We start from the raw sequence: 14,561 nt of genomic DNA, 5'->3' as shown, positions 1-14,561 counted from the left end.
GCGCTTGGCCTTGAACGGCAGGTGGGCGTCGCGCTGGAGCCGGAACCGCAGCCGGGCGCCGCCGGTTTGTCAGAGGCTGATCGACTCCGTGGAAATCGATGAGTCCGACATCGCCTGCTTCTGCCGCTTGCGGGCCAGCACTCGGCCGATGCCGGTGTAGACGAGAGCCGCGATGAGCACGACGTAGATGATGATCGTGATCGGCGACGACACCAAAGTCGACGCATCACCGCCGGAAGCCAGCAGGGCATCGCGCAGGTTCGACTCGGCAAGGGGACCGAGCACCATGCCGATCATCAGCGGCGCCAGAGGCACACCGTAGCGCTTGAGCACGAAGCTCAACACTCCGATGCCCAGCAGGATGAGCAGCTCGAAGGTCGAGGCGGACGTCGCATAGATGCCCAGGCCGCAGAAGACCGCGATGCCGCCGTAGAGGTACGGGTCCGGGATCATCAGCAGCTTCGCCCACAGCGGAGCGAACGGCAGGTTGATGATGAGCAGCACGATCATCGCGACGAAGAAGCTCGCCAGCAGACCCCACACGAGCTCGGGGGAGCGGTCGAAGAGCAGCGGACCGGGCTGGATGCCGTACTGACGGAACGCCGCCAGCATGATCGCCGCCGTCGCCGAGATCGGCAGACCCAGAGCCAACAGGGCACCCATTGCAATGCCCGTCGTCGCCGATCCGGCCGCCTCGGGGGCGGCAAGACCACGAATCGCACCCTTGCCGAACCGCGGATCCTTCCGACGGGAATCGAGCTTGCGCTCCAGACCGTAGGCCATGAACGTCGGAACATCGGCACCGCCGACGGGGATGACACCGAAAGGCAGGCCGATCGCGGTTCCACGCAGCCACGCCGGCAGAGCTTCGCCGACCTCCTTGCGGGACAGGAACGGCCGACCGGAGGAGTTGATCGTGTTGTCCTTGGTCTGACGGCGGATGCGGGAAGCGATGAAGAACACCTCGCCCAGCGCCAGCACACCCACGGTCACCGTGACCAGAGAGACTCCGTCGAAGAGCTCGGGCACGCCGAGGGTGAACCGCTCCGTACCCGAAACCGAGTCGATGCCGATGACGGTGAAGCCGATGCCCAGCACCAGAGCCGTGAGGCCCTTGAGCACCGAATCGGCGACCACGGAGGAGGTGGCGACGAATGCGAAGAGTGCGAGGGCGAAGAACTCCGCCGGGCCGAAGCTCGTCGATAGGTCGGCCAGGGCCGGGGCGACGAAGACGACGAGGAAGCAGGAGATGAACCCGCCGATGAACGCGCCGATCGCGGCCGTTGCCAGGGCCTGCGGGGCCCGCCCGGCCTTGGCCATCTTGTGGCCTTCGAACGTCGAGGCGATCGCAGAGGCCTGACCCGGGGTGTTCATAAGGATGGCCATCGTCGAGTCGCCGAAGAGCCCACCGAAGTAGACGCCGGCGAACATGATGAACGCGCCCGTGGGGTCCAGCGCGAAGGTCATGGGCAGCAGCAGGGCCACGGCCATCGACGAGCCCAGACCCGGCAGCACACCGACGGCGGTGCCGAGGAAGCAGCCGACGAGGACCCACAGCAGGTTCATCGGCGTCAGAGCGTGTGTGAACCCTTCGAAGAGGGACATGAGGGCGTCCATATCAGAAGCCACCTCCCAGGATTCCCGAAGGAAGGTTGAGTCCCAGCATCACCGAGAAGGCGATGTAGACCAGGGACGAGAACGTCAGTGCCAGAGTGAGGTCGAACAGCGGCTTCTTCGAGCCCATCGACCGAGCCACGCACCAGAACAGGAGTGCTGCGGCGATGATCCATCCGGCGAATTCGAGGATGAGTGCGAACGCCGCAAAGCCGCCCGCGCCCCAGGCCAGGGACACGAAGTCACTGTGCGTGCGGTGCTTCGCATCGGCCTTGCGTGCAGCGGCGAGAGCCTGGCGGTCGCGTTCCGGCTCGTCTTCCTCATGAGGGGAGAGCCGCGAGGCCGCGACCGCCGAGGTGACCGGAGTCGAGAACGCCTTGTCCTCCTCGGCCGTGGCCGGCAGCTCGTTGTCGACGTCGACGGGTTCGGGATTGCGGATATAGGCGATGACCAGCAGGATCGTCAGCGCGTATCCGACGAGCATGATGATCGTCGGGAAGAACTGCGGGCCTGGTTTGTCCACGTCCGGGGCGACTTCCATGGTGAGGATGCCGACGAGCAGATAGGTCGAGAACGCCCCCATGATGAGAGGGACGATGAGGCCAGACCGTCCCTGCCACCAGGTGCCGGCGCCGAGATGGCCCGTCCTTTCCGTGTTCGTTGTCGTCTGTGCGCTCACAGTCCCAACTCCTTCAGCAGCTTCTCCACTCGGGAGCTGTCTTCTTTGACGAACTCGGCGAACTCCTCGCCGGTCTGCCATACGTCGGTCCACTTGTTCCGCTCGAGAGCGTCTTTCCACGCTGCACTGTCACGGGTCTTCTGCAGGATCTCGAGGAGCTGAGCGGAGTCGTCGCCGGTGATGTCCGGCGCTCCGAGCCAGCCGCGCCAGTTCGTCAGCGTGACCTCGTAGCCCTGTTCGGTCATGGTCGGCACGTCATCGAAGCCGTCGATGCGTTTGGGCGCGGCCACGCCGATGGCTTTGACGCGTCCGGCTTCGATCTGATCGGAGACCTCGTTGAAGCCGCAGGAGGCGAAGTCGGTGGTGCCCGAGAGCAGAGTCTGGATGGCTTCACCACCGCCGGACTTCGGGATGTAGGTGATGTCGGAGGCGGGGATCTTGCCGAGCAGTGCCAACTGAGCGATGGTCAAGTGGTCGACCGAGCCGGCCGAACCGCCCGTCCACACGAATCCCTTCGGGTCCTTCTTCCACGCGCCGATGACGTCGTCGATCGTATTGTGCGGAGAATCCGCAGCGGCGATGAGCACGTCATAGTCCTCGGCCACGCGAGCGAGCAGGGTCGTGTTGTCGAATCCGACCGGCGACTTGTTCAGCGCGATGCCGCCGACCATGGCGGTGCCGGTGGCGAGGATCGTGTCCGACTGGCCGTGCATGGTCGAGAATTTGCCGAGACCGATCGTGCCGCCGGCACCGGGGATGTTGACGACCTGGGCATTGTTGGCAAGCCGGTCGACGCGCATGGCCTGTTGGGTCTCGCGCGCGAATCCATCCCAGCCGCCGCCGGCGCCGGCCGGAGCGATGAGGGTGAGATTCGATGACAGGTCACCCTTCGCCGAGGCGGCCTTGACCGAGTAGGTCGTCGCCGTTCCGATCGCCGCCAAGGCGATCGCCCCGTAGGCGATGCGACCGAAGGTTCGTCTCGAGGGGTGGGAGGATTCGGACATGGAATCCTCGGGAGGTGGCGCCTTTGGCACGGACTTCTCCTTTGAAGGCAGGTGTGATGTGAGACTCACCTTAGAGGTTGCTGAGTGTCGACTGCGAGGTTGTGCTCACTCTGCGCGTTCTGCTCATTGAGAGCGTTGAGTGCATTCTGCTCAGTGCGGAGTCAGCGGGGATGCAGCGATCGAGTGCGGTCGATCCTGAGCCTGCTATTAGGCTGGCGTCATGAGCGAAACTTCCGGCAGCGACTCTGCAGACTCGACGACCGCGACCCCGAAATCTGCGCCGGTGGCGAAGAAGGTCCCGTTCGAGCGCACCCACCACGGCCACACCTTCATCGACGACTACGAGTGGATGCGAGAGAAGGAGTCGCCCGAGGTCATCGCGCACCTCGAAGCAGAGAACGCCTGGACGAGCGCACAGACCGCTCACCTCGAAGGCCTGCAGAACTCGATCTTCACCGAGATCAAGACACGCATCAAAGAGACCGATATGTCCGTGCCCAACCGGCGTGGGAACTATTGGTACTTCTCCCGCACGAAGGCCGGACTCGACTACGGCATCAGCGTCCGGGCCCCTATCTCCGGACCCGATGGCTGGACCCCGCCGGAAGTCGGCGAGGAGCCTCTGCCCTGTGAGGAAGTCGTCTTCGACTCGAACGTCGCCGTCGAGGGCCAGAAGTTCTTCTCCCTCGGCTCCTTCTCACTCTCCGACGACGGCAGCCGGCTCCTCTACGGCGTCGACACTACCGGCGACGAACGCTATACCCTCCGCGTCCGCGACCTGGCCACGGGAGACGACCTCTCCGACACGATCGACGGCACCTTCGCCGGAGCCTCCCTCGACCCGAGCGGACGCTTCGTCTTCTACACCACCGTCGACGACGCCTGGCGACCGGAGAAAGTCTGGCGCCACGTCGTCGGCACCGACAGCAGCGACGACGTGTGCATCTTCCATGAACCCGATGAGCGTTTCTTCGTTGGATCGGGTTTCTCGCGTTCGGGCAGGATGATGTTCGTCGTCACCGGATCGAAGACGACCACAGGGTACTGGAGCATCAGCGCCGACGACCTCGAAGCCGAGCCACAGGAGATCTGGCCCCGAGCCGACGGAGTCGAATACAACGTCGAGCATGCCGTCATCGGCGGTGAGGACCGATTCCTCATCACCCACAACCGCAACCGCGCCGACTTCGAACTCGTGGATGTCCCGGCCGCCGATCCCACCGCGCCCGGCCGCGACGTCATCGCCATCGGTGCGGACTCCGCGGTGATCGCCGAGTCCGGTGCCGATTCGGAGTCCGTGGGCGTCGATGACCTGCGCATCGAAGACGTCGACGCCTTCGCCGACTTCATCGTGCTCGGCTACCGTCGCGGCGGCTTCGCACGCGTCGGCATCATCCGCTTGGGGGATTCCTCCTCCCCGTTCGGTCCGCTGCGGGAGCTGCCCTTCGGCCAAGAGACCGGGTCACTCTACTTGGGCAGCAACCCCGAGTTCGCGCAGACGAGCATCCGGCTGCATTTCACCTCCATGTCCACACCCGCTGTGATCTATTCCCACAGCGTCCCAGACGGCACTGACACGGTTCTCAAGCGTCAACCCGTTCTCGGATCGGTCGACCTCGACGACTACACCGAAACACTGCTGTGGGCGAAGGCTGAAGACGGCACCGACATCCCGATCTCGGTCGTCTTCCACAAGGATCTTCACCGCTTCGACGATCACGGCGGTCCCGCCTCGGCGAAGGCGGGGGCAGGCGACGGCGGGGACGCGACGAACGGCGGCGCCGCCTCGGCGAAGGGGGAGCCGGCGCCGCTGCTTCTCTACGGGTACGGTTCCTATGAAGCGAGCATGGACCCGTACTTCTCGGTCTCCCGACTGTCGCTGCTCGACCGCGGCGTCGTCTTCGCCATCGCCCACGTGCGCGGCGGCGGCGAAATGGGCCGACACTGGTACGACCAGGGCAAGACCACGGCGAAGAAGAACACGTTCACCGACTTCATCGACGTCGCCCGGCACCTCATCGACACTGGGTGGACTAGCCCTGACCGGCTCGTGGCCAGCGGCGGATCGGCCGGCGGGCTGCTCATGGGCGCGATTTCGAACATGGCTCCCGAACTCTTCGCCGGAATCAGCGCTGAGGTGCCCTTCGTCGACGCGCTGACCTCGATCCTCATGCCCGAGCTGCCGCTGACCGTCATCGAATGGGAGGAGTGGGGCGACCCGCTGCACGATCCTGAGGTCTATGAGTACATGCGCTCGTACTCTCCGTACGAAAACGTCACCGAGGCGGCCTACCCGAAGATCCTGGCCGTGACCTCGCTCAACGACACCCGAGTCCTCTACGTCGAGCCCGCGAAATGGGTCGCCCGACTCCGGGAAGTCGGAGCGGACGCCCTGCTCAAGACCGAAATGGTCGCCGGTCACGGAGGAGCGTCCGGCCGGTATGACGCGTGGAGGGAGATCGCCTTCGAGTACGCATGGATCCTCGACGTGCTGGGACGATCGGGTGTCGAAATAGAGGCCTGAGGGGACGACTGTCGCCGCAGATAACGATACTGGGACGATTGTCTCCAAAACCCGGATTCGGCCCCCGGCGTCAGTGCCGGGCCATAAGGTGGATATCATCACATTCGACGTGATGCGCGTCATGCTCTCAGGACGGTCTGAGTGACGGCGGCGCATCATTCTTCTGCATTGCCGTCGCTTCCTTGCGCGCGAGGAGCGGCGGGGTCGAATGCAGAAATCGTGACGGATCCGCACCGGCGGACCGAAATTCCGAAAGGGAGAAGAATGCGTCTCAGGAAAGTGGCCACAGCGATGGTGGCAGTCGGTTCGATTCTTGCGGTTTCGGCCTGCAGTGGCGGCCAGGGCGGAGGCGGAGAGGGCGATTCGTTCTCCATCGGCGTCTCGCAGCTCGTGCAGCACCCGGCCCTCGACGCCGCCACCGAAGGCTTCAAGAAGTCCTTCGAGGATGCGGGCGTCGACGTCGAATGGGATGTGCAGAACGCCCAGGGGGAACAGGCCAATGCAACCTCGATCGCCCAGCAGTTCGCCAACGACGACCTCGACCTCGTGCTCGCCGTTGCCACCCCGGCCGCCCAGGCCGCAGCCCAGGCGATCACCGACAAGCCTGTGCTCTTCACCGCCGTCACCGACGCCGAAGAAGCCGGACTCGTCGACGCCAACGACGAGCCCGGCGGCAACGTCACCGGGACCTCCGACCTCAACCCGGTCGAAGAACAGCTGAAGCTGGTCAAGGACGTCAAGCCCGATGCGAAGACCGTCGGCATCGTCTACAGCTCCGGTGAGGTCAACTCGCAGGTGCAGGTCGACCTTGCGAAGAAGGCCGCCAAAGGCCTCGGCGTGAAGATCAAGGAAGCGACGATCGCGAACTCGGGAGAGCTCGCACAGGCTGTGGACTCGCTCGGCAAGGTCGACGCCTACTACGTGCCCACCGACAACAACGTCGTCTCGGCAGTGTCGACGATGGTCCAGGCAGCAGAGAAGAACAAGGCTCTGCTCGTCGGGTCGGAAGCCGGCCAGGTCGAATCCGGTGCGGCGATCACCCGCGGCATCGACTACACGAAGCTCGGCGAACAGACCGGCGAAATGGCTCTGAAGATCCTCCAGGACGGAAAGAAGCCCGCCGAGATGCCCGTCGAGACCAGCTCGAACCTCGAACTCGTCGTCAATCCGAAGGCCGCCAAGGCGCAGGGCGTCGAGATTCCGAAGAAACTCGTCGATGAGGCCGACAAGGTCATCGAGTGATCGACACCTGCACCACCCTGTGACCCGGTGCGCGGAGTGCGCAACTCCTCGACTGCACCGTCGTCACCGGGCCCCGAGGCTGCAGGCGCTCAAGCCGAGAGCCTCGGGGCCACCACGAACCACACACCAGAAATGAACGGAAACCCATGTTCGGAGCATTGGAGCTCGGGCTCATCTACGGCGCGATGGCGCTCGGGGTCTATCTGACCTTCAAGGTCCTCAACTTCCCCGACCTCACTGTCGACGGAAGCTTCACCACGGGCGGCGCCACCGCAGCCTCCCTCATCATCGCCGGGGTCAACCCCTTCCTGGCCACGCTTGCGGCGATCGGCGCCGGACTCATCGCCGGCTACATCACAGGTCTGCTCCACACGAAGGGCGGCATCGACGGACTGCTCGCCGGAATCCTCACCATGATCGGACTGTGGTCGATCAACCTGCGGATCATGGGGAAGGCGAATCTGCCGCTCCTGCGAGAGGACACGGTGTTCACCCCGCTGCGGGAGAACATGCTCATGGGCACTTGGGTGTCGATTGCGATCCTGCTCGCCTTCGCCCTCATCCTCAAATTCGCCATCGACTGGTTCCTCACCACCGATCTCGGACTGGCCATCCAGGCCACCGGCAACAACAAGGAGATGATCCGCAGCCTCGGCGTCAACACCGACAACTCGACGATGCTCACCCTGGCGCTGTCGAACGGATTCGTTGCTCTCTGCGGTGCCCTCGTCGCCCAGTACCAGGGATTCTCCGATATCAGCATGGGCATCGGTCTCATCCTCGTCGGACTCGCCTCGGTGATCCTCGGCCAAGCCGTGTTCGGCAGCCGCAACATCTTCATGGCCAGCCTCGGCGCGCTCCTCGGATCGGTCGTCTACCGGCTCATCATCTTCCTCGCGCTGCGTGCGGGCCTGGATACGAATGATATGAAGCTGACGACCGCGCTGCTCGTCGTCATCGCACTGCTGCTGCCCAGGTGGGGATTCCTCAAGCGGATCCCCTCGCTGCGCGGACGCGGGAACCGGGCACCCACCTCGGTGCCGGCAGGAACGACCGATATGAAGGACTCCGCCGAGATCGCTGACATCCCCGCCGGTGCGACCGGCGCCCGAACCGGGAAGGAGATCTGACAGCCATGCTCAAGATCGACACCATCTCCAAGACGTTCTTCCCGGGAACCGTCAACGAACGCAAGGCGCTCCAGGGGCTCTCGCTCGACCTCGACGAATCCGACTTCGTCACCGTCATCGGCTCCAACGGGGCCGGAAAATCGACGCTGCTCAACACCATCTCCGGCCGCCTGTCCATCGACTCCGGCTCGATCACCATCGACGGTGCCGAGGTGTCGCGGATGCCCGAGTACAAACGAGCGAGATACCTCGGCCGTGTCTTCCAAGATCCGATGGCCGGCACCGCTCCGGACCTCACGATCGAGCAGAACCTCTCGCTCGCGCTCAAACGCGGAAAGCCACGAGGGTTGGGGCGGGGGACCACCTCGGAGCGACGCGAACACTTCAAGGACGAATTGGCCACTCTCGAGCTCGGCCTCGAGAACCGGCTGAAGACGAAGGTCGGACTGCTCTCCGGCGGACAGCGACAGGCACTGAGTCTGCTTATGGCCGGATTCACCCAGCCGCGGATCCTGCTGCTCGACGAGCACACCGCCGCCCTTGACCCGCAGCGTGCGGCCCTGGTGTCGGCCCTGACGAAGAAGATCGTCGAAGCCGACGGGCTGACCACTCTGATGGTCACTCACAACATGGAGCAGGCGATTGCATTGGGCAATCGGCTGATCATGATGCACGAGGGGCGGATCATCTACCAGGCTTCGGCTGAGGAGAAGAAGGACCTGACCGTCGAGACACTGCTCGGCGAATTCTCGAAACTCAAGGGAGCGACACTGGGCGACCGGGCGCTGCTCAATTGAGCAGCGCATGAGAGGGCGGTTCGCGCCGGCAGGGTGCGGACCGCCCTTCCTCTCGCGCTGGCTTACTTTACCAACCGGTTGGTAAACTTGAGGCATGGCAAACGATGGACGGTCGCGGATTCTCAAAGCTGCCAAGTCGCTGGCGGAATCGCACGATTCGGTGCACGGTGTGACGATCTCGCTCGAGTCGGTCGCGAAGAAGGCGGGCCTGACGAAACCGGGCCTGATGTATCACTTCCCGACCAAGGAAGCGCTCATGCTCGGACTCGTCGACCATGCCGCCGAGAACTGGGCACAGCGACTGCGCAACCATACCGGGCACTCGAGTCAGGACCTGACGAGCTTCGAACGACACCGCGCGTACGTCACCGTGGCCACCACCGCCGAGGTCTCCCGTGCCGACTATTGGATCTTCTCCGATGCGCTCTATCACCCGACGCTGTCGCGGGCGTGGAGCGAGCACCTGGGGCCGTGGTTCGACACCACTGGACTCGACGGTCGCGTGGTATCTCTGCTGACGGCGGCCCGGTTCTGCGCCGACGGCGCGTGGATGTCAGAAGCCACGGGAGTGTTTCCCTCCGACGACCTCGCAGCCGTGTGCCGGCACGCCCTCGCGCTCATCGATGCGGCCGAGGGAATGTCCGATGACATCGAAACGGAAGGGATCGGATGAACGCGAACCGTCTGCTGCTGCTCGTCGCAGCCATCCTCGCCGAGGTGGCCGCCACCCTGATGCTGCGCGCCTCGGTCGCCGATCCCGTGTGGATCCCCGGAGTCGTCGTCCTCTACGCCACAGCCTTCTTCATCCTCGGCCTCACACAGCGACTGGGCATGCCTCTCGGTGCCGTCTACGCCACCTGGTCGGCCAGCGGAGTCGCACTGGTTGCCGTGCTCGGAGTCGTGTTCTTCGGCGAGTTCCTGAGCATCGGCGCGATCATCGGCATCGCCCTCATCATCATCGGCGTCATCCTCGTCGAATCCGGCACTCCCGAGGAATCCGCGAACGTGGACGCGGAGGTGACCGAATGAGTTGGATGTGGTTGGCACTGTCGATCCTCAGCGAAGTCGCCGGTACCCTGTGCCTGCGTGCGAGCGCCGGATTGCAGCGCAGGATCTGGTTCGTTCCCGTAGCGATCAGCTACACCGCGGCCTTCTTCTTCCTGAGCCGTACGCTGGCCGCAGGCATGCCGCTCGGCGTCGCCTACGGTCTGTGGGCGGCCTGCGGAGTCGCCATGGTCTGCCTGCTCTCCCGCGTGATCTGGAAGGACCCGCTCACGCGGAAGGCGCTCCTCGGCATCGGCTTCATCACCGTCGGCGTCATCCTCGTCGAAATCGGCTGACCCAGCCGTTCCCGGCTGACCTGTCCCGGGTGGAGCCGGAAGGAGGGGCCTCGCCGCAGAAGTTGGTGAGGACGTCGCTTGCTGAGAATTTATTGTGAAGCCGCATTGAAGCTGTTATCGTCCGAAGGCATGACTCCTCTCCGATTCGACGACCACTACGGCTGGGGATGGTCGACCCCGAATCGAGAGCGCCCGAGCTGCGGCTTCGCCAACGATTCCTGGGAACCCGTAGCCATCGGCTGGTGGGGCGGCGAGCCCTAGTCACCGATCGCCGATCCGCATTCCTCCTGCCCGATCGACGACCGCCGGCCGGTCGCATCACCTCATTTCAGACTTCCACCCGATGTGTGTTCACGCCATCGGGCCATGATGCGTTCGTCTCCGTGCGCACCGATCGATTTCGGCAGTGTCCGCAACAATCGAAAGAGTGTGAACCGACACATGACAGATGACTCCACCCGTACCGACGAACTCGATCCGGGGCCGGACCAGCAGTTCGCTGCCACCACCGAGGCGGCTCGCCGTGCACCGCGCGAACGGATCATGGCCGATGCTCGCAGGGTGCGGGACGACGCCAAACGCGTGGGTCGCGAGACCGGGCGCAACCTCGGTCAGTTCGACTACCGCCGCCCGCGCGGCCCCGTGAAGGCTGATCTCGAAGACACGCACGGCCACTATCCGCACGACACTCACCCGATCCTCGTGCCCGGAATCGCCATCGACGAACAACGGCGCACCTATTCGCTGGACAAGATCATCTTCGCCATCGCCGGCGGCCTCACCGTCGCCTTCGTCATCTGGGGAATCTCGAGTCCCTCCAGCGTCGCCAGCGTTGCACAGACTGCTTATGACTGGGCGACGCTCAACGTCGGCTGGCTGTTCAACCTCGTCGCGATCATCATTCTCGTCTCCCTGCTCATCCTCGCGTTCTCCTCCTACGGCAAGATCCCCTTGGGCAAGGATGGGGAGAAGGCAGAATTCAGCACCTTCTCCTGGGTCGCCATGCTCTTTGCGGCGGGCATCGGCATCGGCGTCCTCTTCTTCGGACCCTCCGAACCCCTGACCTACTTCATCTCGCCGCCTCCGCTGACGAATGATCCGGAGACGACCGAGGCGCTCCACGGTGCGATGGCCCAGACCTACTTCCACTGGGGATTCCATGCTTGGGCGATGTACGCACTCGTCGGCGGTGCCATCGCCTATGCCGCCTACCGCCGCGGCCGTTCGCTGCTGCTGTCATCGATCTTCCAGACGCTGTTCGGCAAACGGCAGACCGAAGGCTTCGCCGGAAAGCTCGTCGACATCTTCGCGATCGTCGCTACTCTCTTCGGCACGGCTGCGGCCCTGGGCATCGCAGCCATGCAGATCGGCACCGGTGTCAGCATCGTCACCGACGCGGGACCGATGACGAACAACTCCCTCGTCATCATCATCCTCGTCCTCACAGTCGGCTTCATCATCTCCGCGGTCTCCGGCGTCTCGCGCGGAATCCGCTACCTGTCGTCGATCAACATCGTGCTGACCGTCGGCATCGTCGCGCTCGTGCTGTTCCTCGGGCCCACGCTCTACCTGTTCAACCTCCTGCCCTCGGCGCTCATGGAATACCTCGGTTCGATATTCGACATGATGGGCCGATCCCTGTCCTGGGGCGCCGAGACTCAGGAATTCCAGTCCCTGTGGACCGTCTATTACTGGGCCTGGTGGATCTCATGGTCGCCGTTCGTCGGCACCTTCATCGCCCGCATCTCCCGCGGACGGTCGATCCGCCAGTTCATCCTCGGCACGATCTTCATTCCCTCGACGCTGCTCTTCGTAGCCTATGGAATCATGGGCGGAACCTCCATCTGGATGTACCGTTCCGGAGCATCGGGTTTCACCGACAGCATGGAGGCCCCCGAGGTGTTCTTCACCCTCATCGACAATCTGCCCTATGTCGAATGGCTGCCGTTCGTCGTCATCATCGTCCTCGCGATCTTCTTCATCACCTCGGCCGATTCCGCCTCGGTAGTCATGGGCATGCTCACCAGCCGTGGTGATCAGGAACCGAAGAAATGGGTCGTCGTGTTCTGGGGACTGGTGATGTCCGGCATCGCCGTGGTCATGCTCCTCCTCGGAGACGCGAGCGCACTCGAAGGACTCCAACAGCTCGTCATCGTCACCGCGGTGCCGTTCGCGTTCGTCATGCTCTTCATCATCGTCGCCTGGTTCAAGGAGCTGCGGACGGATCCGCTTGCACTGCGCCGGCAGTATGCGCTCAACGCGGTGGACAACGCAGTGGTCGCCGGTGCCGATGCCTACGGTGACGACTTCGCCCTGCAGGTCGTGCCCACCGAGCCCGGTGACGGCGCGAACGGCGGAATCGACTCCGAGCACGAGGACTACACCGACTGGTACCAGCGCACCGACGAGAACGGCGACCCCGTCGGCTTCGATTACGAAACCGGAGAATGGGCCGACGGTTGGACACCGGACGACGATTCCACCGACGCCGAGGCGACTGCCGCCTCAACGACCGACGCGGACCCCGGGGCCGCCTCGGCGAGCGAATCCGATTCGGATTCAGTGACCGATTCCGACGCAGACGCCGGCTCCGACCGCAGAGAGGACCACTCATGACCACCCCGAACATCGTCGTCATCCAGGCCGATCAGATGGCTGCCCAAGCGCTGGGCGCCTACGGCGATGCGGCCGCGCTGACGCCGAACATGGATGCCCTGGCAGCCGACGGAGCCGTCTTCGACCGTGCGTACTGCAACACTCCGCTGTGCTCACCGTCGCGGGCATCGATGATGACCGGGCGTATGCCCTCGGAGATCGACTGCCTGGACAACGGCGATGACTTCGCGGCCTCCGTGCCGACATTCGCCCACCGGCTGCGCAAGCTCGGATACCACACGGCGCTGATCGGACGGATGCACTTCATCGGCCCTGATCAGCACCACGGCTTCGAAGAGCGCCTGACCACCGACGTGTACCCGGCCGACCTCGATATGGTGCCTGATTGGAATCGTCCCCTGGAGCAGAAGCTGCAGTGGTACCACGAGGCCGACCCGGTGTTCACCGCCGGTGCGGCGACCGCGAACGTTCAGCAGGACTTCGACGACGAGGTGATCTTCAGGACACTGCGTCACCTCAACGACCGCAAGCGCGCGAACCAGGCCGCCGGATGTGACCAGCCGTTCCTCATGGTCACCTCGTTCATCCATCCCCACGACCCGTATGAGCCGCCGAAGGCCAACTGGGACCGATTCGCCGAGGTGGCCATCCCGGACCCTGCCCACCCCGAGATTCCCGATCCGGCCGTGGACCCGCACAGCCACCGCCTGCGCACGATGTGCGGCTTCGACGAACGCGAGCCGGGCATCGACGACGTGCGGCGGGCTCGTCGGGCCTACTATGCCGCGGTCAACTACATCGACGACCACGTCGGGGCGATCCGACGCAGACTCGAGGAACTCGAGCTGGCGGACAACACGGTCATCGTCGTCACCAGCGACCACGGCGACATGCTGGGGGAGAAGGGCCTGTGGTTCAAGATGTCACCGTACGAACAGTCCTCCCGGGTCCCGCTCATCATCAACGGGCCCGCCGAGGTGATCACCCCCGGCCGGTATGCGAACCCGGTCAGCCTCGTCGACCTCGCGCCGACCCTGCTCGATATCGCCCAGGGCACGGCTGAAGACCCGGCGCCCTCCGTGCGCACGGGAGATGCGGAGGCGGGGACCGCCTCGGCGATCGACGAAGGACTGAGCGGAACCTCGATGCTCGAGTCCGCCAGGCGAGAGGCTGCCGGCGAAGTGAAGCCCGAAGATCGTGACGTCATCATCGAATACTTCGCCGAGGGCACGTACCGCCCGCAGGTCACTCTGGTCCGCGGCGATCTCAAGCTCACGGTGTGCCCGGGAGATCCGGTGCTGCTCTTCGATCTGGCTGCGGATCCCGATGAGCTGGCCAATCGTGCCGAGGACCCGGCCTATGCCCAGTCGCTGAAGGAGATGCGCGGAGAGCTCGAGTCCCGTTACGATCTCGAACACCTCGAAGAGCATGTGCTCGGTTCGCAGCGCAGCCGCCAGCTTGTCGCCGATGCGCTCAAGGTGGGACACGTCCGCCACTGGGACTTCGACCCGGAACCGGAGCACGGCTATGTGCGCGGGGACTTCTGGTCGGCGTTCCGCTTCGGCAAGATCCCCGCAGCCGACTGAACCGCTTCCACCGACTGACTGGACCGCAA

Annotated in this window: 13 protein-coding genes; 10 read left to right on the top strand and 3 right to left on the bottom strand. The window is 64.4% G+C overall.

Annotated features, from left to right (window positions below; translation table 11 throughout):
- Positions 1 to 69: 69 nt before the first annotated feature.
- The 3 genes from BLU88_RS17315 to BLU88_RS17305 are packed head-to-tail and all read right to left on the bottom strand — an operon-like array spanning position 70 to position 3,327.
- A complete protein-coding gene (locus tag BLU88_RS17315; protein WP_092016702.1) occupies positions 70 to 1,617 on the bottom strand; it encodes a tripartite tricarboxylate transporter permease in 1,548 nt (515 codons plus the stop codon).
- A 1-nt stretch (position 1,618) separates the two neighbouring features.
- The gene (locus BLU88_RS17310; RefSeq protein WP_231939485.1) at positions 1,619 to 2,293 is read right to left on the bottom strand and encodes a tripartite tricarboxylate transporter TctB family protein; all 675 of its coding nucleotides are present in this window, start codon (positions 2,291 to 2,293) and stop codon (positions 1,619 to 1,621) included.
- Complete coding sequence (locus BLU88_RS17305; RefSeq protein ID WP_231939484.1) at positions 2,290 to 3,327, bottom strand: Bug family tripartite tricarboxylate transporter substrate binding protein; 1,038 nt, start codon at positions 3,325 to 3,327, stop codon at positions 2,290 to 2,292. The genes BLU88_RS17310 and BLU88_RS17305 overlap by 4 nt, the downstream gene beginning before the upstream one ends.
- Before the next feature lie 190 nt (positions 3,328 to 3,517).
- On the opposite strand from BLU88_RS17305, the gene BLU88_RS17300 reads away from it, so the two are divergent.
- The 10 genes from BLU88_RS17300 (at position 3,518) to betC (ending at position 14,532) form a co-directional block, all read left to right on the top strand.
- Positions 3,518 to 5,821 carry a S9 family peptidase gene (locus tag BLU88_RS17300; RefSeq protein ID WP_092016698.1) on the top strand — a complete coding sequence of 768 codons (2,304 nt, stop codon included), beginning with the start codon at positions 3,518 to 3,520 and terminating at the stop codon, positions 5,819 to 5,821.
- A gap of 264 nt (positions 5,822 to 6,085) precedes the next feature.
- Positions 6,086 to 7,063, top strand: coding sequence for an ABC transporter substrate-binding protein (locus BLU88_RS17295; RefSeq protein ID WP_092016695.1), 978 nt, complete (start codon positions 6,086 to 6,088; stop codon positions 7,061 to 7,063).
- 146 nt (positions 7,064 to 7,209) lie between these two features.
- The gene (locus BLU88_RS17290; RefSeq protein ID WP_092016693.1) at positions 7,210 to 8,193 is read left to right on the top strand and encodes an ABC transporter permease; all 984 of its coding nucleotides are present in this window, start codon (positions 7,210 to 7,212) and stop codon (positions 8,191 to 8,193) included.
- 5 nt (positions 8,194 to 8,198) lie between these two features.
- Complete coding sequence (locus BLU88_RS17285) at positions 8,199 to 8,990, top strand: ABC transporter ATP-binding protein (RefSeq protein WP_092016691.1); 792 nt, start codon at positions 8,199 to 8,201, stop codon at positions 8,988 to 8,990.
- A gap of 94 nt (positions 8,991 to 9,084) precedes the next feature.
- Positions 9,085 to 9,663, top strand: coding sequence for a TetR/AcrR family transcriptional regulator (locus BLU88_RS17280; protein WP_092016689.1), 579 nt, complete (start codon positions 9,085 to 9,087; stop codon positions 9,661 to 9,663).
- Complete coding sequence (locus BLU88_RS17275; protein ID WP_092016686.1) at positions 9,660 to 10,019, top strand: SMR family transporter; 360 nt, start codon at positions 9,660 to 9,662, stop codon at positions 10,017 to 10,019. The genes BLU88_RS17280 and BLU88_RS17275 overlap by 4 nt, the downstream gene beginning before the upstream one ends.
- Positions 10,016 to 10,330, top strand: coding sequence for a DMT family transporter (locus tag BLU88_RS17270; protein ID WP_092016684.1), 315 nt, complete (start codon positions 10,016 to 10,018; stop codon positions 10,328 to 10,330). The genes BLU88_RS17275 and BLU88_RS17270 overlap by 4 nt, the downstream gene beginning before the upstream one ends.
- A gap of 129 nt (positions 10,331 to 10,459) precedes the next feature.
- Positions 10,460 to 10,591: a hypothetical protein gene (locus BLU88_RS18985; protein WP_269457649.1), complete on the top strand. Its 132-nt coding sequence runs from the start codon at positions 10,460 to 10,462 to the stop codon at positions 10,589 to 10,591.
- Positions 10,592 to 10,771: 180 nt separating this feature from the next.
- Complete coding sequence (locus tag BLU88_RS17265) at positions 10,772 to 12,946, top strand: BCCT family transporter (protein WP_231939483.1); 2,175 nt, start codon at positions 10,772 to 10,774, stop codon at positions 12,944 to 12,946.
- Positions 12,943 to 14,532 carry a choline-sulfatase gene (gene betC / locus BLU88_RS17260; protein ID WP_092016682.1) on the top strand — a complete coding sequence of 530 codons (1,590 nt, stop codon included), beginning with the start codon at positions 12,943 to 12,945 and terminating at the stop codon, positions 14,530 to 14,532. The genes BLU88_RS17265 and betC overlap by 4 nt, the downstream gene beginning before the upstream one ends.
- The last annotated feature ends 29 nt before the right edge of the window (positions 14,533 to 14,561 follow it).

Source organism: Brevibacterium siliguriense, assembly GCF_900105315.1.
Lineage (GTDB): Bacteria > Actinomycetota > Actinomycetes > Actinomycetales > Brevibacteriaceae > Brevibacterium > Brevibacterium siliguriense.
The sequence above is the reverse complement of the archived record's forward strand: the minus strand, read 5'-3'. Positions and strand labels throughout refer to the sequence as shown.